This is a genomic window from Savagea faecisuis, from assembly GCF_042675605.1.
Taxonomy (GTDB): domain Bacteria; phylum Bacillota; class Bacilli; order Bacillales_A; family Planococcaceae; genus Savagea; species Savagea faecisuis.
In genome coordinates, this window is the sequence record NZ_JBHTJF010000002.1 from 1 (window position 1) to 25,661 (window position 25,661).

The 25,661-nt window shown below is 37.0% G+C and carries 18 protein-coding genes; 3 read left to right on the plus strand and 15 right to left on the minus strand.

Features of this window, described 5'->3' with window-relative positions; all coding sequences use genetic code 11:
- Positions 1-389 precede the first annotated feature (389 nt).
- The 7 genes from ACFQ0V_RS00970 to ACFQ0V_RS01000 form a co-directional block, all read right to left on the minus strand.
- Positions 390-5,720, minus strand: coding sequence for a DEAD/DEAH box helicase (locus ACFQ0V_RS00970; protein WP_381008821.1), 5,331 nt, complete (start codon positions 5,718-5,720; stop codon positions 390-392).
- Positions 5,720-6,601 (minus strand): hypothetical protein, encoded by an 882-nt coding sequence (locus ACFQ0V_RS00975; RefSeq protein ID WP_381008823.1) that lies wholly within the window; start codon positions 6,599-6,601, stop codon positions 5,720-5,722. The genes ACFQ0V_RS00970 and ACFQ0V_RS00975 overlap by 1 nt, the downstream gene beginning before the upstream one ends.
- Positions 6,602-6,605: 4 nt before the next feature.
- Positions 6,606-8,480: a hypothetical protein gene (locus tag ACFQ0V_RS00980; RefSeq protein WP_381008825.1), complete on the minus strand. Its 1,875-nt coding sequence runs from the start codon at positions 8,478-8,480 to the stop codon at positions 6,606-6,608.
- A complete protein-coding gene (locus ACFQ0V_RS00985; protein ID WP_381008827.1) occupies positions 8,464-9,957 on the minus strand; it encodes a competence protein CoiA family protein in 1,494 nt (497 codons plus the stop codon). The genes ACFQ0V_RS00980 and ACFQ0V_RS00985 overlap by 17 nt, the downstream gene beginning before the upstream one ends.
- A 103-nt stretch (positions 9,958-10,060) precedes the next feature.
- On the minus strand, positions 10,061-10,984 hold the full coding sequence (locus ACFQ0V_RS00990) for a bacteriophage abortive infection AbiH family protein (RefSeq protein ID WP_381008829.1): 924 nt from the start codon (positions 10,982-10,984) through the stop codon (positions 10,061-10,063).
- 368 nt (positions 10,985-11,352) lie between these two features.
- A complete protein-coding gene (locus ACFQ0V_RS00995) occupies positions 11,353-11,547 on the minus strand; it encodes a PLD nuclease N-terminal domain-containing protein (RefSeq protein WP_381008831.1) in 195 nt (64 codons plus the stop codon).
- Positions 11,544-12,647 (minus strand): helix-turn-helix domain-containing protein, encoded by a 1,104-nt coding sequence (locus tag ACFQ0V_RS01000; protein WP_381008833.1) that lies wholly within the window; start codon positions 12,645-12,647, stop codon positions 11,544-11,546. Before ACFQ0V_RS01000 ends, ACFQ0V_RS00995 begins: the two co-directional genes overlap by 4 nt.
- Before the next feature lie 145 nt (positions 12,648-12,792).
- Here ACFQ0V_RS01000 and ACFQ0V_RS01005 point away from each other — a divergent pair, with 145 nt between their 5' ends.
- The 3 genes from ACFQ0V_RS01005 to ACFQ0V_RS01015 all read left to right on the plus strand — a co-directional run bounded on the left by ACFQ0V_RS01005 (position 12,793) and on the right by ACFQ0V_RS01015 (position 16,014).
- The gene (locus tag ACFQ0V_RS01005; RefSeq protein WP_381008835.1) at positions 12,793-13,725 is read left to right on the plus strand and encodes an AbaSI family restriction endonuclease; all 933 of its coding nucleotides are present in this window, start codon (positions 12,793-12,795) and stop codon (positions 13,723-13,725) included.
- An 820-nt stretch (positions 13,726-14,545) separates the two neighbouring features.
- Entirely contained in the window at positions 14,546-14,923 is a 378-nt protein-coding gene (locus tag ACFQ0V_RS01010) for a GntR family transcriptional regulator (RefSeq protein WP_381008837.1), read from the plus strand.
- Positions 14,920-16,014, plus strand: a complete 1,095-nt coding sequence (locus ACFQ0V_RS01015) for a DUF1648 domain-containing protein (RefSeq protein WP_381008838.1) — start codon at positions 14,920-14,922, stop codon at positions 16,012-16,014. The genes ACFQ0V_RS01010 and ACFQ0V_RS01015 overlap by 4 nt, the downstream gene beginning before the upstream one ends.
- Positions 16,015-16,061: 47 nt before the next feature.
- Here the strand turns inward: ACFQ0V_RS01015 and ACFQ0V_RS01020 are convergent, their stop codons facing one another.
- The 8 genes from ACFQ0V_RS01020 to ACFQ0V_RS01055 all read right to left on the minus strand — a co-directional run bounded on the left by ACFQ0V_RS01020 (position 16,062) and on the right by ACFQ0V_RS01055 (position 25,444).
- Positions 16,062-16,634 carry a hypothetical protein gene (locus ACFQ0V_RS01020; protein ID WP_381008840.1) on the minus strand — a complete coding sequence of 191 codons (573 nt, stop codon included), beginning with the start codon at positions 16,632-16,634 and terminating at the stop codon, positions 16,062-16,064.
- Between the two features lie 6 nt (positions 16,635-16,640).
- Entirely contained in the window at positions 16,641-17,813 is a 1,173-nt protein-coding gene (locus tag ACFQ0V_RS01025; protein WP_381008842.1) for an AAA family ATPase, read from the minus strand.
- A 380-nt stretch (positions 17,814-18,193) separates the two neighbouring features.
- Positions 18,194-21,094 carry a DUF3427 domain-containing protein gene (locus tag ACFQ0V_RS01030; protein WP_381008844.1) on the minus strand — a complete coding sequence of 967 codons (2,901 nt, stop codon included), beginning with the start codon at positions 21,092-21,094 and terminating at the stop codon, positions 18,194-18,196.
- Between the two features lie 23 nt (positions 21,095-21,117).
- Complete coding sequence (locus tag ACFQ0V_RS01035) at positions 21,118-21,507, minus strand: (deoxy)nucleoside triphosphate pyrophosphohydrolase (protein WP_381008845.1); 390 nt, start codon at positions 21,505-21,507, stop codon at positions 21,118-21,120.
- A gap of 826 nt (positions 21,508-22,333) precedes the next feature.
- Positions 22,334-22,792, minus strand: a complete 459-nt coding sequence (locus tag ACFQ0V_RS01040) for a stage III sporulation protein AH (protein ID WP_381008847.1) — start codon at positions 22,790-22,792, stop codon at positions 22,334-22,336.
- 408 nt (positions 22,793-23,200) lie between these two features.
- Positions 23,201-24,478 carry an IS110 family transposase gene (locus tag ACFQ0V_RS01045; RefSeq protein WP_381008849.1) on the minus strand — a complete coding sequence of 426 codons (1,278 nt, stop codon included), beginning with the start codon at positions 24,476-24,478 and terminating at the stop codon, positions 23,201-23,203.
- 80 nt (positions 24,479-24,558) lie between these two features.
- Positions 24,559-24,951 carry a helix-turn-helix transcriptional regulator gene (locus ACFQ0V_RS01050; RefSeq protein WP_381008851.1) on the minus strand — a complete coding sequence of 131 codons (393 nt, stop codon included), beginning with the start codon at positions 24,949-24,951 and terminating at the stop codon, positions 24,559-24,561.
- A 97-nt stretch (positions 24,952-25,048) separates the two neighbouring features.
- Entirely contained in the window at positions 25,049-25,444 is a 396-nt protein-coding gene (locus tag ACFQ0V_RS01055) for a hypothetical protein (protein WP_073184682.1), read from the minus strand.
- Positions 25,445-25,661 lie beyond the last annotated feature (217 nt).

The window sequence follows — 25,661 nt, forward strand, 5'->3', positions numbered from 1 at the left end:
ACGGTTAAAACAGAAAAGTGAGGAATTTTATTCCGATATTTTTGGGGAATTTTAAGCCGATATTGACATCGGCCATTGCTAACATCTCCTTGCATACCCCTCTCTACTTGATTTCCCAATCATCGAGAGTGTATGTGATTTTGGAGGAGTTGGCAAGTGGCTATTTTTGTGTCCATAAATTAGCTGCCGAACTGTTCATTCTCATTCTGCCATAAACACTTCTCTAAAATAAGATAGAAACTAGCCTGAAATTCTATCATTAAAAACGCATGAAATCCAAGTTTAAATCTCTGATTTCATGCGTTTTCCATTTATGTCACAGCCTCTTTTTAACTTAACTAAAAATTTCCACGTCAGCTATACGGTCACATATTAAAAGCTTTATATCTTTATCCTGTACATATTTCATATACACTTGGCAGATCATTTTCTAATTCTAAAGGTTTGAAATACATTAAATTGACCTCATTATTTCTTTTTTCAATATTATTTTTCACAGAAATTCGTTTCCCACTTTTTAAACGTAATTCATAGCGCGCATCCGAGTATTCTTCCTTATAAGCAATTCCACGAATATCTAAAACAGATTTTAACCCCAAAAGATAACTTTCTTGTTCTTTTTTAGAATAGAATTGCATCTGTTTTTTAAATAGATAACTATATAATTCATATGCGATTTTACGATTTAAGTTTGGATGTTTTAATTGATTTCCATAATGTCTCAAACATTTATAACATGAAGATGTACAGTCATCTTCACAAGATGAAAGAATCGCTCCTGCATGCTCAAAAATCTCTTCAATCCGTTGACCTGCCTCATACGCGTAACCTGCTCCACCCGATAGACGATCAAATAAGAACAATTCTACTGAGTTTTTCTGTTCATTCGTTCTAACCAATCGATAACCGACTTCAAGCTCTTGCAAATCGATTTCTAACACACGACTCGCAGCGATAATTAAGCTCTCACCTAATGTATCTAACGCCATATGCAACCATCTTTTCGTTGGACCATAGTCTACATTGTCATCTAGCTCTAGACGAATTAACAACAAATCTGTTTTAAACTGATTTGATAAAAAAACTTCGTGGGTTCTGCCATTACAACGAGTATCCTTCATACCTTTATAAATATAAGGTTTTGTATGGTTTTCTAACTTTTTGTAATCAAATCCTTCATAGTTTGAAGTGATAAACCCACAATCTTCACAAAGGTGGAAACCACTTTCTCCATCTATACCACGGTTCATCACTATCAGCTCTTCATCAGTTTGGTAACTGTATCCAATAGCAGAGTTATCTTCAAATGTTTTAAATGTATGTTGAGCATTTACAGAAACCGGAAGCTGAGGTCTTCCTGCGTAACTATACTCCTGGGCCTCATATTTCTTCGGAAGAGGTTTCGCATTCTCTGGTGAAAATCCTGTCGGACGAAGATGCACTTTTTTTCTTAAGGATCTTTCACAAACAGGACATGGGTCACCCGCCTCAATCATTGATTCCGTACTTACGTAATGACAGCTGATACAATAGGCAACTTCTTGTTCCCCAACCCCAAAACTTGCTAACGGTTGGTCTGCATTTCCTTCCCCTGGATATGGGTTATAAATACCACCAATTTTATATGTCTCTTTATCAATCACAATTTGTCGACCCGGCGCGTATTCGCTCAATGCTCGGTTAAGCTCTAACTGTGGTTGCTGTTTAATCTGTCCTCTTCTCAAACCATGTCTTTCTTGAATATAGAGAGAAGTGACATCTCTTGGAAAAGCATATGTCGGTAAAAGGTTGTGATTAAATAAAAAGTTGAGTAAGTACCGATTTCCTTCAAAACCGATTTGTTGATCGTCTTCTAGAGACTCCAAATACAACAATTCATCTTTAATTTCTTCATACTGATCTTTCAAGACACCTGGTAAATTTATCGCTACTTGTTGTAACCAACTTTCTGCGCTCTTTTCTGAAAGCGCTTCTTGAGGTATTGTTTCAATCAAATACGGGTGCTCAGAAAATCGATTATTAATTTGCTCCCGTAACCACTCTTCAAAGTGATTGATTGTAAACTTCCCATCTCCTTCAAAAAAGTCTACTGTATATCCGAGTACACTAGCAATTTGTGCTTCTCCTTCAATCTCTTGCTCATGGAAGAAAGCTTGAATCAAAATAGCATTCAAATGACGATCCACGAGTTTCTCATTTTCGATATAAATGATTGGTTCACGAACTGGACCGCTAATAATGACATCCGGATGGCTAAAATAATAGTTATCGTGTGGTGAATCTTGCGCGTATGTGACGACTGTAGAAAGAGATGTACTCCGACGTCCTGCACGTCCTGCACGTTGTTGATAATTGTCTCGCTGCGGAGGGATATTTCGCATACCTACAGCGGTTAAAGACCCTATATCGACACCTACTTCCATAGTCGTCGTACAACTTAACATATCGACAATCTCAGAACCTTCATTCACTGAAATATTTTGGAATCCTAGTTCATACTCTTCAGTAGTCGCCAATGCTTTTCTTGGATCTTTTTGCGAAAGCTGAGCAGTATGCTCCTCTACATTCAAACTTCGAATCGGTGCACCTTTTAACACTTCTTTAATCGGCTCTCTCCAGTACCCTTCTTCTGAACGTAACTCCTCACTAGTAGGCGCTAACATCTTCACATCGTCAGAAAGACATGTTAAACATTGACCGTTAAAGGAAATTGGATGCAATTGACGACAACTTCCACATTTAAACCAACTCTGTTCAATACCATCTTTGATTACAAGCACTTTCTCATTTAAGTAATACTTGCCTTCACTTAACGTACACAGTTCATCATAAAGTGTCTGAATGAGTGTCTCTCTTTGTTTTTCATCCATTTCTTCTAAAACTTTCTGAAGTTGTTCTGAGAGCCAGCCATAAGATTTCCCCCACTCGCCTCGATAATAGCCGAGTATATCTGTTCTTCGATAAGAATCGAGAGTCTCATCAATAGCAACATCATCTAGTAAATCTTTGACGAAAATAGTTACAATCGCTTCAACTTGACTTTCTTCTAAAAAGATTTCCTCTTCTTCTAGATTATCTAAAATGTCATCAAATTTGTCTTCTGAAGGAAACACGTATCCGGTAGCTGTATCGTATAAAGAATATCCACCTCTTGCAATGACACCGTAAAACAAATCTGTGAATTCCTCCGGTACTTTAAAATCGGTTTCTAACTTGCTAATGAGTTTATCCAACGACCACTTTCTTCTGTCTGCTCTTTCTTTTAATCGATTGTACTTACTTAAATCAGCTACTAAGTCTTCTTTTTCAGCTTTTTCAAACAATCTTAAATTGTACTTGTCTAATCCAATTAAAAGTGCCGTATAAAACTTGTCAAGTGTCAATTCAATGTCCTCTTTTTCAAAATTGGACACAGTTAGCAGAACTAAACTTCTCAACATATCCCTTTCAATCTCTCTCGGTATGTCACGAGCAAGCTTCGCTGCTTTTTGTCTTCCATCGGAGAAAAGAAGTACTTTTCGACCGTCATTTTTCAGTGTTTCCCCATCTTCAGCCTGCTTTGGCGCTTGTAAATCAAATTGTTCTCGAACAATGTTAGCAAATGGTTGTTCTCCTTTCGTTTTCAAGTCTCTTATATTACCTTCCGACCATTTCAAACAAACTGGACAATTTTGAAATGTAATTGCTTGACCATATTGATGCGCCCTCTTTGATTGTCCTTTTTTCGAAGGTATATACAGCTTTATGAATTGGTCGCCTTCTTGCTTTTCGTTTAAAAGGTAACCGCTTCGTGTATCGAGCCATACCGCCTCTAATAAACCTTTACTAAGAGCTAATTCATTAGGTTTCTCTAGCAATAGATGGACTTCCTTTAACGGCTTTTGATAATTTTCATCGCTAAGTAAACCTTGTCCTTTTTCCTGCCATAAGTAATCTCTCTTTCCCTCTATAATATAACCTTTCAAGTAAGATGTTCCGCAATTTAAATGTGTATGAACCTCATATACTTTTGATCCACATTCACAAGTTTTACGTGGCGTCGAATACATAGCACCTACTAATTTATTTTCTTCATTATGCTTTACCGTACAATTTTTATTCGTACAGACAAAGATCCCCGAAATTCCACGGAAAAATAAGTGGACACGAGCAGGTAATAAAACACGGTTATTCTTTTTTGCCGCATTCGCAAGTAATAGCAAATGGCTAACAGCTACTTTTCCTGTTTCTTCTTCCCCTCCACAAACAATTTGCACCAACTCGTCAATTTTCGTAGCATTTCCACTCACTGTTTCAATTATTTTTTCTAAAGGCCCATAACCATTTAATTGATCGTATAAAAATGTTTCAATATCGTCTTCATTAGTCACTGAAGGCCATCCTAATTGAGATCCTACTTCGTTGACAGCTTTTAAAAACTCATCAGGTTTTTTCGCACGCTGATGCAATGCATGCTTATCAAAAGAGGCCCAAATTTCCTGTTCCGACAGTGACATCTCCTTAGAAGGCGGTCTCTTTTCTAACACACCTTCAATAAGCTTGATTGTGCGGCCCGACTTCTCAGTTAATTGGCCGGTTAATTGGTTGGCAAACCGCTTCGCTACATCTTCAATATTACCTTCACCTAAGGATGCTGACGTTAAGATATAGCGTATACGATCTCTTGATACACCTAGACGATTTTGTAAGCGTCTTAATAAAAGTGCTACTTCTGCTCCGCCTGTCCCTCTGTACATGTGCGCTTCATCCAACACGATAATGAGTTCATTTTCAGCATCTTCTTCTAACCAGTCTTTTGTATCGTTCCAAATGGACTTTTCAATCGGACGCATGAGCATATATTCTAACATCGAATAGTTCGTCACTAAAATATCAGGAGTCGTTTCTTGCATTTCATGTCGAGTAAACAATTCGCTATCATTCTCATTCGTTTGATAAGTAGCGTCCTTTTTTCCTTTTTGCTTAGACTCTTTAAACTGCTTTAAATCTTTTTCAATCCATTTCCCTTTTTGCTTCAATTGTTCTGCAACAGTTGGATTTTTTTCTTCTAGTCCAATATAATGATTTAAAATTCCTTCCAGATTAAACTTATCCTTTAGGTCACTCTGCTCACCAGCGTATGGCGTTCGGGAAGTATACATCCCATATTGGACAATTCGATCCGCTTTACATCTGAATATTCTTTTCACAGCATCCGAACCAAATAATAACCTTAGACGTGTCATTTGATCATTGACGAGAGCATTCATCGGGTACAAGATGAGCGCTCGAACAGAACGCGTTTGAAAACTTTTCGGTCTAAGCTTCGCCTCTTGATACAAAGAACCTAAAATCGGATGCAAAAAGGTTTCCGTCTTACCCGAACCTGTACCGGTAGATATTACTAGATCATTTTTCTCAGTGAAAAATTGTTCTAACGCTTTAGCCTGGTGTTCATAAGGTTTTGGAAACACACCGATATTTTCTTCTACTAAGCCTTCAAAGAAACGTTTCAAATCGTTAGGTATCTCTAACTCGTTGTACGTCTTCCCTTGTTCATATACGGGTGTTGATTCGATATAAGGAGTACTTGATAATACGCCTTCTTCTTCTAACAATGAAGCCCGCTTTTGTTGCAACTCAACATTTGTCATTAAGTATTGAGATTCCAAATATTGTTGTAACCTCTCTCTTATTCTAGGGCCAATTTGGTTCAATAATACACTTTGCTGTTCTTGCATCAAGACTCATCCTTCCCCAGTAAATGGCTAATTATATTTTTTACACTGTCTATATACGTTTCTTCAAAAAAATAAATATATCTGTTACTCTTTTTTCGCTCAACGATAGAAAACAATAAAAACAACGAGTGCTCAGCAGCTGGTAATTTATAGATTGTTTCTAATTGAATGAGACCACTCGAATGACGATGCATAGAAAAACGCTCTTCTACCTCTGAATCCAACATATAAAACGTCAAGTCACCATATCCTTTAATAAACTCGGCACCCTTTAACTCATTATGTTCTTTTTTCACTACATAGTATGTCTTTAGCATGTTTCGACCTAACTGCTCTTCTCGATAAGAATAATACCAAACACCTTCTTCTGCTTCCCAAACGCGTTTCCTTTGTCCACTTTGTACTTTATAGAGTTTTAACTCCTCTAAAAAGATTAAGTTCTTCATTCTTTTTTCATAATGAAAAGAAAGATGAGGTATTGTCAGAAAAATTAGCCAATCTTTCCAATGAAGAGATTGCAATTGATTAGTAGACCTATGAAAAGGACTCCCTACACGTACTTTTACTTGTTCATTCAACATAAGAATCCTTTGGGGTAAAAGTATATAAAATCCTTTTCCTTGATGATGAAAAGTACCAATTGAACAAAGCCATCTTAAAATGAGCTGATACCCTTTTTCCTCTCTCAGACTTAAGTTTTGAAAAAAGTGTTGGGTAGATAAAGACAGCCTTTCAAACAGACGGTTTCCTAACCTTTCAAAATTCTTATGGTGAATTTCAGGCTCTTTTTTTTCTAACATTTTTGAATAACACAAAGAAACAAAGAACTCTTCACACTTCATCAATTCACTTCTTATTTCGTGGAATCGTATAACATCCATACATTCATTCACTCTCAATTCCTAAAATAGCTACAAATGTTTTATGATGCTTTTCCTCTAAATACCACAACCAGTTTTTTACATCACTACTGAAATAGTTGTTAATTATTGACTGATCTACCTCTTTAGGTTCAAGTGCTTGCTCTTCTATATAGAAACAGTTTTTTAAAAGTTGTCCATACACTAGTTCTTCCATTCCTTCTTCGTCTACTTCTTCTGTCATCATCGTATCCGCATCAAACAATGGATAGTTTAACGGTGATTCATTAAATACCAATCTCGCTTCTTCTTCCGTTTCAAACGTTAAAATCATACCGTCTAACTTGTCTCTCAATCTCGACCATTTCCAATTCCTTATAAAAGAATGAACATTATAAGCTTGAGGACTCACATGCAGATTATGAAGGTGAACTGTTCTTAATCGATCAGTGCTTGGATAAGTCAAAAGTTCTTCACTCATATTTACAAATCGAAACGTTTCAACATCGATAAAACTACTATAAAATTCTGTTGCTGCTAAGCTACGTCCAATCATTTGTGCTAAATCATAGGAATGTTTTCCATAAAATACAAGAGGAATATGCTTCTTAACAGCAATTAAAAAGAGACGATGTAAAAAATGATCGATTTCCATATGTCCAACTGTAAAAAACTCGACATTTTCTGATAATATTTGATATGCTCTTTCTTCACTTTCTAACATTTCTACATATGGATCTTCAACCACCTTCTCTAGAATCATCGTTTCTAATGCACCATTTGACTTCTGTGATTTCCTATCGAAATCCTCTTTTAATGAATTAGCTAACAATTGATTCCAATAAGTATTCAAGACATCATCTTTTAATTGCTCCACTTTTTGAGCAGCTGAATGTTTCATTTTTTGCAACTCTTTAATAATCGTCTCTTTTTGCTCATCTAAATGTTTGATTTCTTTTCTTAAATTTTCAATTTTAACAATGGACTTATGATGTGTATTTTCTAACTCTTGTAAAAACTTATTTTCTACATCTTCCAATATTTCTTTTTCAGCTTTTTGAAATGTCGGATGTTCGTATAAAGTCTCAGCATCCATTAATTCTTTCGGACTACTCAAGTATGTATTTAAAATCAAATGGGCTCGCTCAAGCTCTGAACTTCGCTGATCTGAATCGCGACGTTCTTCTCCTACTAAATCAGCAATCTTTTGTCGAACTTGTCTTGAAACGCCAATTACTTCCTTTTCTTGATTCAATCGTTTGAGAATTCGCTTTATAAATTCTTCATCTGTTTCTAAACTAAAGCTCCCTACTACTACGCTTGGTTCATCTAGCGTTAAATGATAAATTTTTTTCACTTCATAATCTTCATAATGGACAGACGAAATAGTCGATTCAAAAATATGCAATGACACAGCATGTTCCGGAATAATGAATTGTCGATTTTCACATTTTATCGGTCCAATCAAATAGCCATCTGTCATTTGTAAATAGTTCCAATAAAAGAATGTTCCTTTCCTTTCCCTTATTTCTTGAATTCTCCTCAGTGCTTGATTTAATTCTGTACGAGTACTATTTCGTGTTAACTCTACCTCATGTATTTCAATTAATTCATCTTCAATTACATACTTTGCTGTGTACTGATGATGCAAAGGATGCTCTACTTGATAAGTCTTGCTCTCTTCTAATTCCACAATATGAATTCCAGGTTGAGCTGTCAGATAAAGTGGTACAAATACTCGACCAGTGTTAGGAAGTGTATTATATAACTCTTCTTTCGTTAACAGATTGATCTCATTTTCCTCTTCATCGATAACTCCTATAGGACGCATATCAAAGAAGAGTTCATTCTCTTTACTATGCATGCGTTTAGAATTAAAACATTTAGCTATGATTTTCATTGTCTTCTCCTTTGCTAACTGGTACGTATAAATATTTGTTTAAAAGTTCATAGTATAGCCTTCTCCATAATGGATTCTTCATTCCTTCTAATTTAGCTTTCATTAGCCATTTACCATATGTGATTGGGTCTGTTTGTTCCCATAAAACTGTCGGAAAAACTGAATAATCTTCCAAAGTCTCTTTGACCATAGGACGCTGCAAAAAAACCGAAAAGTTGTAAGGAATATTGATTTGTTGAAAATCTTCAAGCTCATACTGCTTGTGTTCTTTTCCAATTTTATCTATCCCTAATTTTTTATCTATTTGTAAATCCCATCCACATGGATTTATATGGTAACTTTCTTCAATAGGGAATATAGTTGTTTTCCGAATCGACTCTTCATTAATTTGAATTTCAGGATAATCAATAATTGGATAATCGATTTTATCCACATACTTTATAAGTAATGGATCACTTTTCGCTAAAATTAAATGAAACATGTAGACGGATCCTTTTCTCAAAGTGACCTCTCCATATTCTTCACTAAAAATACGACGTACATCCATATTTTGTTCATTTATATTTCTAATTTCTAAATGATTTTTCAAGTAGTAAGGACCTTTATGGTATACTTCAAACCGTACATTTGGTTGTTCAACCAAATAAATTCCATCACGTTTTAAAAAAGCTGTTGGCTCAATGAAATCGATATATGATTGAGCAGGTTCGATTACGTATTTTGTATACTTTCTAAACCATTGTTTAACTCTATCTGTCAGCCCTCTTTCCATATAACAACGATAAATCAAAAAATCACCTTTCACTACTACTTGATGACTGATGTCACCAGGAAATGGAAGAGGAGATCGAGAAATTATAAAAAATTCATCCGATGCAATAACTTGTTCATAATGAATGCTTTTCCATTCTCCTTTTAATCTTTTAAATAATAACGGACCTTTTTCAAAAGGTTTATATATTTCTTTTAATTGAGGATACTTCAGAAGGTTCATTTCCTTCACCCCCTTAACTTGAATAGCATACGCAATCTCCAACTCTACATTTAATCGATTGTCTCCCTCTAAGACGAGATTTTTTGATAATAAACGTTGACCTTGTACATCAAAGGAAAAATAATAATCATTAATATCCATCTTCACAATCTGTTCTCCTTCTAATAAAGGGAATTGTAAAAAGAATGTATACTCTTCCGTATCTTCATCTTCTTTTAAAATGAGCCGTGGCTGTTGCTCAGCGCGCTTTTCATGAAAATACGGACTCCATGTAAAATGGCCACTTTGTGTATAGTCTTCACAATATTGTACAGTGACTGGATCTGCTTTTCGGTGATGTCGAAAATGTTTTCTCATTTTTGTACCTGTTGCAAGTGTGAGAGGTTCTAAACATTTCGGACATGAATACGCTTCTTCTTTGACAGCCTCTTCTATGGAAACACGATTCAAATAACGATCAACTGCTTCTGGTATTTTAAGCATACATCTCACCACCTATCGATATCTTTATACCTACATATTCGCATATTCTCTATATTATTGCAAAACAGCTACCAACAATTATAAAAATTACATTTACAAGGAGCTATTGAGAAATATTAAAAGTGTGGAAACAACCTTTGAAACCGTTCTTTTTTAAAATTTCGATATAATCATTATGGTTTTCTTGATCGAAGTCATTAAAATACCAAGTTACTTTTTGTGTATTCACTCTCTCGCAAATTTTTTTGATATATATTGTATCTACTCCACTAAACGAGAATCCATAAGAATATATTTCATAAATATTATCATCGGCTAACCTTTCGAAAAAATCTGCATTCTTACTTAAAGCTATATCCGTTCTTTTCCGTAGTCCCTCGTGAATTTCAGCTAAATTATTTTCGGCTCCAATATAATTCGCCATAGAATAATCTGCTTTCTTGTCGCTATGTATATCGCCATGACCAAAGAAAATTTCTTCGTTTTGTCTCCCGTGGATATAGCAAATATTATTACTAGATACATTGTAAATTTCTTCTAATGTATCTGTATAATTAAATGTTAAAAATAGATCTTTCTTACTTAATAATTTCCGAAAGTCCTTTTTAATTTTCGCTTTATTAACATCTATTGTATTAATCCATTCTGAAAATAATTGTTGAATTGTCAATGTCGGAATAACAAGATTTGAAGAGATATCTTCATTATTCTTAGCTATTTTCCATAAGTCCATATAATCATAGCAATCTAAAATCTCTGCATAATTTAAACAAGCTAAAGAAGACTCCACATTACTCCACATATCATTACTAGATTCAGCCTCACTAATTAAATAGAACAACATTGATAATACTTCTATTTTATCATATTCAATCTCACCTTCTGGTAATTGTAGCGGCTCAGGCATAATTAAACGATTTGTTTCGATTGGGGTGTTAGAAATTAAATATTCTCTAAAATTATCATAGGATGTTTTTAACTCGTGATCTCGGTCGAAACCATTTCCTATAATAAATAATTTAGTCATAACGTCCATCTCCTATAAAACTAATAATATATTATCGTGACTTTTCACGATAGACTTATATCACGCATAAAAACCACTTTAATCCAAATTATACTATATAAAACTGTCCTTTCATTTAATCATCCATTCTATTTGGTCGAGACTAGTGAATGTTGTTTCTTTTTGAATGACACTCTCACTCCTGTGCACTATTTTTCTAATGAATTTAATTATTTCATGACTCCATTCTTAATTTTCCATTTAAATAACATGCCACCGCTGTTAATTTATCGTTTACTGTTAATTTAGACATAAAAACACCCCATAAATGTTAGCTTGGTGTCTAACATTTATGGGGCAGTTCACATATGTCATTCGGGTCGATTTTATTATTTCTTCTTTCCAACAAGGAAGTAGGCGATTGGGCCGAAGAAGTTGATGAATAGGACGATCGGCAACCAGAGCGCTTTGGAGCCTTTGTTGAATTCTTTTTGGCGTGATACGTCGAAGGCGCTGTATAAAGCGAGTACGATTTGGATGGCGCCGAGTGGTTTTGCCCAAGCTGGCATTTCTTTTTTGTTCATTCGTCTCTCTCCTTTCCGATGCGAGCGAATTGAATGCGCTCGCTCAATTGTCGTTTCCATGAAGCGTTGTCCCACTGAGTGAAAGCGGGGTGCTGCAGTGTCGTTTCGATGCTATCCCAAATGGCCGCTTCCGTACGAGGCGGTGCTGCTCCGAGGTCGAGCGCTTCTTCTAACCATTCGTCTAACGTATCGACATACGCATCTCCTCGTAAACGGACAGGAAATAAATGAGTTGTGACGACATCGACGAATTGAGTAAGGGCGGACGCGACTTGTTGTTCCGCTTCCCGCCTCGCCGCGTCCATCGCTTTCATGAAGTACCATTGCGCGACACTGTTCGGATGAAGGCGATCGAGTTGCCACGTCGCGATGAGCGTTTCTGCGCGATTGATCGTATCGTCTCGCTTTTCCTGTTCGTGCCATAACATTTTCGTCAAACGCGACAGCAACTCCAACACGTGTTGATACATCGAGACGTGAAGCAATTGACGCATTTCCGTCGTCCGTCCGAGCGCTTCATACGCTTCAATTAACAGCCCTTCTTCTCCGACATTCGGCTGCATCGCTTGTGCCGTTCGGTCGATTACCTTCTCCGGATGGCCAGTGAATAACGCTAAAACGGCAAGCAGTGCATTCGCTTGACGAAGACGCCACACGTCTGTTTCGATTCGTTCGACTTGTTCGAGCCATTCTGCCACTGTTTCATACACGTTAGGCGCATCATCACTTTGTGGCGCATAGTTCATGAGCAATGTCGCATATTGCAACAATAGAAATGAATCACTGTAATGAAGGCGCGCCTCTTGGACGATGGCGTCGTACACATCCGAAAACGGCTCATGTTGGAAGCGAGTGGCGTACGCTACGTAAGACGTGCGCACTTCCTCTTTCGACCGCTTCGCTTCATAGCCGATCAAAGCATCAACCGTCGTACCGAAACGTGATGCGAGGAGCGGGAGAAGTTCGACATCGGGCGTACTCAACCCATTTTCCCACTTCGACACCGTCGCCTTCGTCACATAACAAAATGCCGCCACCTCTTGTTGGGTTAAGCGATACTTCTCCCGATACTTCCGTAACTGCGTCGCTAACTGAATCATCTCATCACCTCTATTTATAGTGTACCCTCTTTACTCGTTGATTCAATCAACGTTTACGATACTTTTCACTTCAAGAATCAACATGATACAATATGTGGTAAAATGATATCGCTTTCAAATAAAAAGATGAGAATGGAGAGATTACATGGAACGAAGAGATTATTTAATAAAAACTTTTTCAAGGACGAAGCGTAAAGATTTTGAAAACTACATACTGAACGCGATTTGGCATCGTTTAGACAATCCTAACATTCAACCTGTAAGCCAACAATATGTGAAGCGCCCGAACGGTTCCTATGCGTTAATCGATTTATATTTTCCGCAACTTCATATCGGGATTGAAGTTGATGAGGCACATCATTTTGCGCAAATCGATGCCGATCAACTCCGTACAGAAGATATTCTAACAGCCCTCGAAGAAGATGCGAATACATTGAAAATGGACCATATCATTGGAGCAGTCGAGGAAAATAGCACGAGTCACTTCCAAATTTTCCGCATCGACGCAACATTGCCATTACATGAATTACATCAACAAATCGATCAAGTCGTCCACCATATTCAACAAAAAGCGAATACGAGAGAATTACAATGGCTAACTTATGAAGAAGAATTAGAACGTGTCAAACGACAAACTTCTTTATCGATTAATGATGCTGTCGCCTTCAAATATATTAGAGACATCGCGAACACTGTGTTTGGTAAAAACAATAAAGCGAATCAACAAAGTTATTTCAAAGTGACAGATGAGATTACATTATGGTGTCCTCAGCTCTCACCTATCATTGACGGAGAAGTTCGTTCGATGGCTGGTGGGTGGCTCAACTTTCTCGCTGACGATTGGTCGTATATTGATGAGTCCAACAAAGATGTAAACACAGTCGATGAACGACTTAAAAATTTAGAGAAAAAACAAAAAGAAGACCGAACACTCGCTGTATTTGCAAAGTTCAAAGATAACCTTGGCATCAATCGTTACCGATTTGTCGGGATGTTCAAGTTAGCTGGAATTTCTCCAGACGACGACCGCTTCCTCCGTTACGTTAAAATCGGTGACAGCGTACCTGTCACTCAATAAATTATAATGTGAAGCACCTCTATTCATCGACAGAGGTGCTTTTATCACGAATCATTTTTTCATTATACTCGACAGGCGACATTCACTTTTTTACAACTAGAAAATAAAAAAGGAGCAGCAACCGCTACCCTCTTCATGTCATCGGTCAAATATGGAACAGGTTTTTAATCATGAATATAGTAATGTTTCTGCTCTTTCACAACAGCTAATCATTGTTGAGGGCTCTCTCCACCAATAGACAAATGCGAATGCATCATCAATGCGTTTAATCCTTGTATTATTGTACTCTCTTTTCAGACAAAAAGAGAGCCACCCTGCGCCGTAGGAAGCATAAGGGTGGCTCTCGAAAGACTAAATAAGTTGTTTGACAACCAGCGTCCTAACGGCTGTGGCTGCGTAGAGTAGAATTTATGCTCTTCTCTCTGTTTATTATCTATATCCATTCTAACTGAAACGTATACTTGTTTCAACGCTCCATCATATCGTTTCGTAATGGAGTATGTATATCTTTTTCTTTGGCTAAATGATGAATAAGATCTTTAACTTTTCTCGCTGAAGTCATGTCAACCACTCCAAATATGATTGTAAAATACGGTGGACACGTAATGAAAGTGAATTCATATTCTCACCCTTTTTTCATTCGTGCTTATATTACACAAAAGATAAGTACAGATGTAAAAATAGCGCTTTTAAGCTTAGTAAAATCTGATGCAATGTTTTTCTTTTTATAATAAATTACTTTACATCCCGATTTATCTGTGTCATTATAAAGGTGACAGATTCTGAACCACCTGAACGGTTACAGATTGGAGGAGATGATATGTTCATTCGATTGTATGAGGAGGACGAACGGGATTTGTACGTGCAATTGACCGATGAAATCATTCGACTCATGGCAGAAGGTACGTTGAAAGATGGCGATGAGTTGCCGTCGATTCGGTCGCTCGCCAGCAGCTTACAAGTAAATGTCAAAACCGTGCAAGCGAGTTATCAAAAGCTCGCCGATGAAGGATATATCGTGCAACGCAAAAAAGCCCGAGCCGTCGTCGATCGTTCACATTTTGATCAAGCTACTTGGGAGGCAAAATGGCGCCGATTGCTTCGTCAATTTCAACACGAATGTCGCGCGACGGGGCAATCCGAGCACGACACATTACAACGCTTACAACGAGACGTCCAAAAGGAGGAAAACTTATGATTGATTTGCTATTTTTCTTCACATTTATTCCGATTTATATCATCCAGATGGCGATGCCCCACATTCAACGCAAAACGCGCGTTTTTGGCGTATCGATTCCAGAACCTTTCATCGATGACGACCAGTTGCGTACATTTAAATGGGACTATACGAAATCGGTTGCGGTCATTCAACTCATCGTCATTCTCGCGACATTTTTCATTTTACGTCCCCTCTCCGAAATGGCCCAAAGCATCGGCGTCATGATCGGTTTAACCGTTTATTTAATCGTTAGTTTGTTGTTATACATTCGGTTTTATGTACGGACTAAACAGTATAAAAAAGCACAGCGATGGACGACACAAGTAGAAGTCGTACGCGTGTCAGCCTTTGAAACGAAATTTAAAGAACGCGGTGCTTTTCCACACTTTCTCTTTATTCCCCCGCTTCTCATCACAGCGGTACTCATCGGTTGGACCATTTCCATTTATCCGCAACTGCCAGAAGTAATCCCGACCCATTGGAACATCCAAGGTGAGCCCGATGCGTGGAGTGATAAATCGATTGGTTCGGTCTTTATGCTATCGTTTGTTTTAATCGGAATGCAAGTTATGATGTACGCCATCGCGTATGGAATTTTTAATTCATCCATTCAAGTGAAAGCCCAACAATCGGACATGAGCTTACAGCGCGAACTCGAAGTGCGCAAACTGAACGCCTCATTTCTCGGCTTCATGAACATCATAACGGTCCTCTTCATCGGAAGCTTGGACGTCGTATCGTTTTGGAACATATTGCGACACGATGAAACACTCGGAAGCTTTGGTTCATTTGTTTTGTACATGGTAGCCATTTTCGGAAGTCTCGCCTACTACATGCGCCGCATGTACACATTGAACGCACAATTTAAAGAAGAAGGCACACCATTTAGCGAGCCGGATCAAGACAAGTATTGGAAAGGTGGGCTGTTCTACTTCAACAAAGAAGACCATAACGTATTCGTCGAAAAAAACGTCGGCGTCGGCTGGACCATCAACTTCGCCCGCCCCGCTGCCTGGTTCTTCATTTTATTCATCCTCTTCACCTCCCTCCTCCCGCTCTTCTTCCTCTAACAAAAACCCCGCCCTTGTCGATTGTCTCGACGAGGAGCGGGAATTTATTAATCTTTTAATAAATCTTTCAGCCGATCATATTCATTCGAATTACTCCGACTATGCTTTAAAATGGCTCGGATTAAATCATCAACATCTGCAAAATATTCTTTGAAAAAAGACTCTGATTTCAAGCTTTTATGCCGTTGACGATATTGATTCCACTTCGGCCATTTTGTTTTTAAATAAATAGATGGCTTTTCTGACTTTAAATATTCTCGATTATTTTCAAGCCCTTCCGCAAAGATAATTAAAACTTCAATCTCTGGATTCGTCACAATCGTACATACATCATAACGATTAGCGAATAGACGCCTCGCTCTATACTTTTCATTAGGAGAATCCACAATACGAATCAATAAATTCTTTTTCTTACTTTTATGAGAAGCGACATACCTTTCAATCGCTTGAACCTTTTCACGTCTCAAATATTCTCGATAGATTTGAGTTTCATTGAGTTTTAAAACATTGTTTGCTTTCAAAATTTCAATAACCGCTCGTTCAGATGCACCCTCTACTTGTATAAAGATCATTCCATAATCAGATAAGCAGATTTCTGAAAAACGTACGTGATTTGTCATCTTGCCTCACTCCGTCATATCGTAAAAGACCGTTAAAACGTCTAACATTTTTTCTTGTTCTGGTTGTGTATTGCCTAAATAACCACTTAAAAAAACATCGCTTTTTTTATAATCTTTTCGTCCGTACAGTTCATCCATAGAATGTAAAAGAATGTGCCCTTCCTCTTTCTGTGTGACGATAATCAAATCATTTCGTTCAATGGTATCTAATAACTCCGTGTAATGTGTCGAAAAAACTAATGTCGCACCTTTCGCATTTGCTGTTGTCACAAACAATTGCATCAACAACTGTACAATCGTTTTATTCAAATGGTTTTCCAGTTCATCAATGATTAAATACCCACCGTCTTTGATTACATAATAAGCTTCTATAAACAAATCGACACCTTTAATCGTTCCCGACGATAAGTATTGAGTTAATTCTGAAGCTTTTACAGTAAGTGGTTCCTTCCCATAAAACTTTAACGTATAAATCGCATTAGCATCATGGATTCCGACAATGTCATCTTGTAATTCTAAAATTTCGATCGATGGATCTAAATATTGCACAAACTTTTGATGAACGAGTTCTCCTAAATTTTCGATAAATACACTTCTTAATTTTGTATGTTCGTCCACCAACTTATCGATGACAAACTTATTTTGAAACGATGCATAGCCTTTCAGAATACTCGTTTTATCATCCAAATGCTTCCCTTCGACAGCGTCGTTTGCTACTTCTTGTCGCGTCTTTAATAAAGTATATGTTTGCACGTCATATAAATTATGCTGTGTAATTTTACGTGTGACAGAGCGAGCATAAATAGATTCGTCGATGAATCGAGGTTGAAACGCATCGTTTCGAATCGTTCCCGTGTGATAAAACAACGTCTCAGACTCTTCATGGTAATAATAATTAGCAAATTGAATGTCTCGTTTGAATACACGATGGTAAGCAAGTCCCTTTCCAGATAAAAATGTATTCAAAGTATAGGCAATCGCATTTAACGTCGTCGTCTTACCCGACGCATTGATTCCGATGACGGCCATCATTTTCTTTAAATAAATAGAATTAAATAAATGATCTACCTCATAACCAATTTCATTTTGATAAACACGCTGCGTATTCGTAAAGGTCACCTCTAAAAATGGCGCTTGTACATTAGGTAGCCCATTCATTTGCAACTTCAACAACCTCATGTATATCCACCTCATTTCGTAGTATATACTCATTACAATAGTAAAAAATCATAAAAATGTAAAGCTACAACAGAAAATCCGTAATAAATCTTCTCTTCAAATGAAAATCTCAAAAACCTATACTGAACGAAATGTCGAATGTGCGGACAAAAAGAGCATTTTTCGCTAGACCATCAACTTCACTCACCCCGCTGCTTGGTTCTTCATCTTTACCATCTTCCTCTAATCAAAAATCCCCCCCTTGTCGAACGTGTCGACGAGGAGCGGGGAATTTTTTAAATTTGAACGAAATATGGAGGTAGGTTGAATATTTTTGATTTTACATTCAGTCAAAATAAAAACTCAGCTTTTAAAATGAACAAAAGCTGAGTTTGTGTTATTTATAAATCATGTGTTAAATAGTCATATAATTGTGGGGCTACCGCATGTTCTAATTCAAAATCGAATGTGACGACTGGAAGTTCCTTTCCTTTATCGTCCATCATTTTCTTCTCTGCTACCGTTTCTAAATCAACGTCAGCTGGACCTAAATAATAAAAGTGACTGCCTTCTCCGTCATCTTTTTTGACAAAAATATGGGCTTCTTCATCATTTTCATGCATTTTTAACAAACCTTGAATTTCTTTGGATTTCAATGTCCGATTGCTTTTAGAGTACCAGTGTAGGCGCTGTTCATCGACAAATGCATCATTATACTGTTGACTAGCTGCAACATCCTCATCCTTATGATACGTCACAAACACTGGACATGTACCGTGCTTCAGTCGATACCCGTACATTGTACCTTTTTCGTCCACATCCCAATTTAACAAACGACAAACATCTTTACGACTGTATTTTTCATAAAGTGTTAAACGTTTTGTTTTATCATATCGAACTGATCTTGCCGTAGCAGTTCGTAAAACGTCATGTATAAGTCTACTAAAAAATTCATTTGCTTGTAATTCTTTTTGAAAGAGAGGAGCTAAGTGATACTCGCGATCATTTTTCTCTACTATTGGTTGATTTCCATATTTCTGTCGATCAGTTTTTACAAAAAAGGAAAGATCTAAAATTCTTTCAACCGATTGAATTGTTTCGGTGTCTACAAAATATCCTAACTCCTTAAGTTTTGCACGATAAGTTTCTTCTAAAATTGGACCACTATCAATAAGTGTTTTTAATAAAATAATCTCATGCATCCTTTTTCCAGACAGTAGTTCTTTTGAGACCATTGTTAATATAGATTGTTGATACTCAGAGAGTGAAGGGACCGACTCTTTCATTTTCACCAACACATCGTAATAGTTATTCATCCCATGTTTGTTTTTATTATCATGTTCATCCACCAAAACAATTGGATCTAATGAGTGATAATGGATAAAATCATACAATAGCGGCATACGACCAATTTTATTTTTCAAATTTTCATAAGCTTCGCGAATGGTTGCGATTCCTGTTAAATTTGTAGTAGCGATTGACTGAAAAATGCGCTCTTTCGCAATTTTTTCGAAGTTAATCGCTGATACGCCCACTAAAAAGTGTGTATCTTGTAATTTTTTTCTTATATTGTCCTTATTTTGAGATGTATCACCTGATAGGGCGATGGGGATTAAATAGTTATTTTTATAATTACCGATAAAATCAATAACTGTGACATACTCTTTATTAGGAGCTTTACGTAAGCCACGACCTAACTGTTGGATAAATACAATGCTAGACTCCGTTTGCCTTAACATGACGATTTGATTTAATTTCGGTATATCGATCCCCTCGTTAAAAATGTCTACTGTTAAGATGTAGTCTAGTAAACCTTGTTCTAATTGCGCTACCGCTTCATCCCGCTCTTCCTGTGCATGACTACCTGACAATGCAACCGTTCTTAAGCCCTTTTGATTCAATAGTTGAGAGAGCTCATTCGCTTCGTCAACCCGACTACAAAACATGAGCCCTCTTAATTGATCACCTTGATAGCCATAATAATTAATCTTTTCTAAAATATAGTCCACCCTCGATGCACTGACTAAATCTTGTAAAGTAGAGGTATCATCGATTGTTAAACCATCCTTTTCATAATCAACGACCCCAAAATAACAAAAAGGAGCGAGCATATTTTGTTCTAAAGCATCTTGTAACCTAATTTCGTAAGCAATATTATAATCAAATAATTCAAAAACATTGATTCCATCTGTTCTTTCTGGTGTTGCGGTCATTCCTAATAAAAATTTAGGTGTGAAGTAATCGATTAATCGCTTGTACGTATCGGCTCCAGCACGATGCACCTCATCGATTAAAATATAATCAAACGTACTTGGCTGAAAATTTTCTAAATGTGTCGGGCGAGAAATCGTTTGAATCGTCGCAAACAGATATTTGGCTTCGGGTGATTTCTCTGTCCCTGTATACAATCCATAATCGTCTTCCTGCCCTCCTAAAACCTTTTTATAATCTTCCATCGCTTTCCGTAAAATTTGTTCCCGATGAGCGATAAACAAAAAACGATCTGGACGAAATTGTCTTACATCAAATGCTGATAAATAAGTTTTACCTGTACCAGTAGCAGAGATCACCATCGCTCGCTTTTCTCCACGCTCGCGAATTTGTTGCAATGACTGCATAGCCACTTCTTGCATCGCATTCGGAGTAATCTGTGTCAATTGTTGAGCAGCATTTAATGTCGGTTCAAATACTTGTTCAACAATCGGATGGTCGCTTTGATATTTCGCATATTGCACAGCGTATTCTTTAATCCACTCGTCTGTTAAAACTACTCCTTCTTCCCACAAATCATCAAATTGCTCGACAAAATGATAGACGATCTCCCCTTGATTATGAGATGTAAATTTAATATTCCATTCATAATTTTCTTTAAATGCAAAAGCCGTTAAATTAGAACTTCCTACAATGAGTGTATAATGTTCCGATTTTTTGAAAATATATCCTTTTGTATGAAATCCTTTTAAATTCGTAATTTTAACTTCTACGTTTTTCAATTTTAAAAGCTCTCGAAACATCTTAGGCTGATTAAAATATAAATAAGTAGAGGTAATCAATCTCCCTCTTACCCCTTTTTGTGCTAAATCGTGTAATTGAGCTTTAATCATCGCTAATCCACTTTCTGTGATAAACGCCACAACGAAAATAAATTCATCACATTCTTGCAACGCTCGATCAATATGATGTAACATCGTGTTAGCTTGTGAGCGATCGTTAACAATTAAATGTGGTTGATATGCTTTATTACTTTTATGTTTTTTGTTTAAAAATCCTGTCGCTATCGATGATTGGATCTCTTTCTCCATTTTCTATTCCCCGCCCTTACTACTTATTTCATGAGACACTCAATTGCTGGTATATCAGCTGGAGCCCAGCGTAAAGTATTTAGCTGTTCTGGAGCAACCCATCTAATTTCAGCATGTTCTGTTTTATGTATATTTCCCGATATAATGCGGCTTTTAAATGTTTCCAGTCGCACAATGACTTGCTCATATTCATAAGTCGTGTCTTCTACTTGTTCGTAAACTTCAATAGTACAACCTAATTCTTCTTGTATTTCACGTATTAATGCTTCTTCTTTCGTTTCACCTTTTTCGATTTTCCCACCTGGAAATTCCCAATAGTTTGGTAACGACATGGTAGGACTGCGCAACGCACACAAATATTCTCCTTGTTCATTTTCAATCACCGCTCCAACAACATGTACTTTTTTCTTCATCTACAATCACCTCTACCCTTTAGTATAGCAGCATTTCTATGTAGTTCTAGCCTTAGTTCTATATTTCCCCTTATCGGATATGATAAAAAATTAAAGAGAATACATATACACATTTCCATTAAATTGAAAGTTTTTGTTAATCATTACTAAATCACTATTTTACTTATGTAGCGATTAAAAGATTTTTAAAAATTGCATTTGGAAAGTAGGAAATGTACTTTAGCTGCCGCACATTCTCTTTTTTCTTTTTTTATAATGAGGAAAAGGAGGTGTGGAGTATGTTATTGAACGATGATATCATGTGGATTCAACACGTTTTACGTAAGGCAATTCGAGGGGAAGCTTTAAGTGACGACGAAAAACAATAGCCACTACGCGATGATTCAAATATTCACTTTGCATCAAAGTCCCTTTCTTTCGAACGTTTCAAAAAATAAGTAATCTCCATGATCCATGCGTGTAGAATTTTCTTACAAGGTGGCTCAGTTTTCAATTGCGATGTGGCTCACTTTTAGATTAACAGATATAAAAGTGAGTAAATGATATAAAATGTAAAGGAGATAGGACTGTTGTTATTTTTCAAAAAGAAGTGTCATTTTTGCAAGAAAAAAATGACTAAGCAAGAGATACGATTTTATTATAATGATATTCATAAAAAGGTAGCGGTTTGTTTACATTGCGTCACTTATGCGGAACGGCGGGCTTATCGCAAAGCATAAAGCTACATATATGAATAAAAATCGCGTAGCACTCGTTTGAGTTACTACGCGATTTTTTATGAAGTAAAACCAATCCACATTGCATCTTATATGCGCAATCAGTCGATTTACTCCTCCACTACCGCAACATCGATGCCATTTATGTTCATGACCTTCTCAGCTTCAGCTTGATCATTTGGGAAGACATAACATTCTCTTTCATGACTACTTGTCGATAGCCATACTTCGCCGTCTTTAAAGAAGGAAAGATCTTCTGGATAATCAGGCATTTCCCACTCATATAAAGAACGAACCGCCTCTTTAATAATTCTTTTCACATTTTCGTCCTTCGTGTGATAATAGTACACTTTAGCCGTCTGCCCATCCCCTAAAATCGTACTCGCCCATTCAGACTCTTCCTTCATCGTGATAAGGGCTGCGTCGATTTGATCAAGAAACGAATCAAAACTCTTCAAATCGCCCATATCTTTTCTTAAAACGAAATGAAATTGATCGCAAACGTCAAAACAGACATCAATCAAATCACGATACGTCGATTCACTTGGATCCTTTTGGATTAATAACACTATCTCATCTCCCTCTATAAATGTTGATGTATCAATGGCTCGCGCCATTTTTGAGCGTCAAAAAATATTTTTTCAACTCGTACATCTATCGTTATTTTGTAATTCTTGATTTTTCTTACATTTTGTTCGTACGCTTCGCTAAAGGAGGAACCATTAACTGGTAATAATTCTCCTGATCCAGTGCAGTATATCGATGCACTTTTGGATCTCTGCGTAGCTTATGATGACGGACCCTCCCATGTCTCTAGGCGTCTGAGTGCGCGTACATTCCTTCGTTCGGTCTATTCATAAGGCAGAGGCTGGCGATGCTCCTTTAGGGACTCATTTGAATTGATTCAACGGTCGGATGGTGAAAATAATGCCGGCTTCTCCGTGTCATCCTCTTGTTTGGACTTCTGATGGTTACGCTTAGGCAGCCGTTTGAAGACGAGTGAAATCGTTCATCATTTGGTGTTCGTTAAACATCGTTTTCTTTTTGCACAAGGCATGTAAAATCTTTAGTAATTTCCCACATAGCACAACGATCGATTGCTTCTTGCGGAGTGGGTTTTTGGTGCGTGTTGTGTAATATTCATGGTATTGCTTAAAGGCTGGATTATGCAAGATGATCGGCATCATGACTCGGAATAAGAGGGCGCGAAGTTTGCGTCTTCCTCGTTTGGAAATCCGTTTTTGTCCTTTTTGTTGACCCGAAGAATTTTCACGCAATGTGAGTCCCGCTAGTTTAATTAATTGGCGTGGATGTGCATATTGTGTGAGGGAACCAACTTCTGATAGTAAATCGACAATGGTTACGTCTCCGATTCCTGGTACCGATGCTAAGTATTCATAATCCGTCATTTGTTTCGCGAGCTCGATTAATTGAGCCGTTAATTCGTCCAGCTGGGCTTGCATTAATTTCACTTGAGAAAGTAGTGTGGCGATTTCAAGTTTGGCCATCACGACACCTTCTGTCAGTCCAATTGAGTTCTGCGCAACCTCGACTAATTGTTTTGCCTTTGGTAGTTGGGGACTTTTCATCCCGTCTACTTGGCGGTATAAAAATAGTAGTTCTTCAGGCGTTTTCCCTTTGATATCCGATGGTAGTGGTGTCATTTCGAGCACCGCATACGCCATTTTCCCGAAGCTTTTAAATACGTGTGTAAACTCTGGGAAGAAGCGATCTAACCAACGAATCATGCGATTTTGAAGGGCATTTAAATCTTCTTGAATTTTCGAACGCAGCGTTGCCCCGTTGCGTAGTTCTGCTTCTACCCCATCTAAAATACGTGGATAACTAAAGCGTCCGTCTCGCATTAAACGAGCAATCACAAGTGCGTCTTTTTGGTCATTTTTCGTTTGAAGGTTATCGTCGAGTTCTTTCGAGCGATTGACATGCATCGGGTTGACCATCACAAATGGAATCCCGTAGTGCGTTAAAAATGCGGCTAAATTCATCCAGTAGTGACCGGTTGGCTCAAAACCAACAAGGATTTCTTGTTTTTCATGCGTGGCTTTTAACGCGAGTAAACGCTCATAAAAGCCTTCAAATCCACAGCGGGATTGCATGATTGGAAATGATTTTTGGAGCACACGGCCGCGATCATCGACAGCACAAGCGAAATGTTTGTGTTTGGCGATATCGATACCGATAACGAGTGTATTTTCAGAAACTTGATTAATTTTTTCATTCGTATTAGAATTCATAAGATAGAGTCCTCTCGTAGATGTATTGAGTCAATTTTCCGGTTGACACTCATGCAGCATACTAGAGGGCTTTTTTGTTTTCAAGTCCCTGAAAATGTTTCTAACAGGAATGCTCCTTTAACATCGATATAAAATGAAAGTTTGGGAAACGATTTGCTGACACCTGTTTTCGCAACTTCCGATGGTAAAAATCCACTCCAAGATTTAAATGCTCGAGTAAAGCCATCCATTGATTCATAACCATATTTGAATGCCACATCGGTTACTCTTTCGTTATTTAACAAATCCTTATTTGCTTCTGATAGTTTTCTGTTTTTAATATATTCACTCAATGTTAATCCAGATAAATAATAAAAGATTTTCCGAAAATGATAATCTGAAACACCAGCGTATTCGGATATTTCTTCAAGTGTGATACCTGCAGTTAAGTTTTTTTCAATATAGTTGATGACTTGATTTAGTTCTTTTAACATCGTTTCACTCCTTTCATAAATCGATTATAGCAAAGGATTCAGTATTAAACTCGACTTTTTGTTAACAAATATTGTCGTATATGATAAATAATGTTCATTATTTAAAACTGTTCTCGTATATATCAAAAAATTGTGTTATTTGACTTCCCTGCTTTCGTACATCCTCATTATCAGTATTTAATTGCCATCCATAAGTTTTGTATTCTTCCCAATTTTTCTTACTGATTGGTTTTAAATCATACTCTTCTTCAATAGCTGTAAATCCTTCTGTATAATCAATAATGGCTTGGTTAAAAGCTTTGTCAGTATCTTTAAAAATTGGCATTCCGTCCTTATTAGTCCCTATGGCATAAGCTTCGTTACCACTTTTTAAAAAATCACCACCAAGCTTACTTATATCATATTCTCCTACTACTTCACTCTTGGAATTCCCACAAGCAGTTAACATTAAAATCATACATATTGTAAGTATCATAATAAAATACTTTTTCATATTTTACCTCCATAATTTCAAGTTGTTATTACGCATTAATATACGGCTATGACGTTAAATATAAATAGTGTGACTTAACTAATTAAACTCATAATAAACTTCGCAATATTATTGCCAAAGTCCTTGCCACAATTCCAAATCACTTGAACGAGAGTATAAAATATTTTGTGTAAATGAAAAATTCCATGTAAAAAGGAAGACCCTTTCTTGGTAGAAT

Coding starts and splice junctions, on each gene's coding strand:
- ACFQ0V_RS01035 (WP_381008845.1), bottom strand. CDS start 21,507: ATGAAGAAAAAAGTACATGTTGTTGGAGCGGTGATTGAAAATGAACAA.
- ACFQ0V_RS01030 (WP_381008844.1), bottom strand. CDS start 21,094: ATGGAGAAAGAGATCCAATCATCGATAGCGACAGGATTTTTAAACAAA.
- ACFQ0V_RS01045 (WP_381008849.1), bottom strand. CDS start 24,478: ATGAATTCTAATACGAATGAAAAAATTAATCAAGTTTCTGAAAATACA.
- ACFQ0V_RS01050 (WP_381008851.1), bottom strand. CDS start 24,951: ATGTTAAAAGAACTAAATCAAGTCATCAACTATATTGAAAAAAACTTA.
- ACFQ0V_RS01005 (WP_381008835.1), top strand. CDS start 12,793: ATGGAACGAAGAGATTATTTAATAAAAACTTTTTCAAGGACGAAGCGT.
- ACFQ0V_RS01020 (WP_381008840.1), bottom strand. CDS start 16,634: ATGACAAATCACGTACGTTTTTCAGAAATCTGCTTATCTGATTATGGA.
- ACFQ0V_RS00985 (WP_381008827.1), bottom strand. CDS start 9,957: ATGCTTAAAATACCAGAAGCAGTTGATCGTTATTTGAATCGTGTTTCC.
- ACFQ0V_RS01025 (WP_381008842.1), bottom strand. CDS start 17,813: ATGAGGTTGTTGAAGTTGCAAATGAATGGGCTACCTAATGTACAAGCG.
- ACFQ0V_RS00990 (WP_381008829.1), bottom strand. CDS start 10,984: ATGACTAAATTATTTATTATAGGAAATGGTTTCGACCGAGATCACGAG.
- ACFQ0V_RS00995 (WP_381008831.1), bottom strand. CDS start 11,547: ATGAACAAAAAAGAAATGCCAGCTTGGGCAAAACCACTCGGCGCCATC.
- ACFQ0V_RS00980 (WP_381008825.1), bottom strand. CDS start 8,480: ATGAAAATCATAGCTAAATGTTTTAATTCTAAACGCATGCATAGTAAA.
- ACFQ0V_RS00975 (WP_381008823.1), bottom strand. CDS start 6,601: ATGGATGTTATACGATTCCACGAAATAAGAAGTGAATTGATGAAGTGT.
- ACFQ0V_RS01055 (WP_073184682.1), bottom strand. CDS start 25,444: ATGAAAAAGTATTTTATTATGATACTTACAATATGTATGATTTTAATG.
- ACFQ0V_RS01015 (WP_381008838.1), top strand. CDS start 14,920: ATGATTGATTTGCTATTTTTCTTCACATTTATTCCGATTTATATCATC.
- ACFQ0V_RS01010 (WP_381008837.1), top strand. CDS start 14,546: ATGTTCATTCGATTGTATGAGGAGGACGAACGGGATTTGTACGTGCAA.
- ACFQ0V_RS01000 (WP_381008833.1), bottom strand. CDS start 12,647: ATGATTCAGTTAGCGACGCAGTTACGGAAGTATCGGGAGAAGTATCGC.
- ACFQ0V_RS00970 (WP_381008821.1), bottom strand. CDS start 5,720: ATGCAAGAACAGCAAAGTGTATTATTGAACCAAATTGGCCCTAGAATA.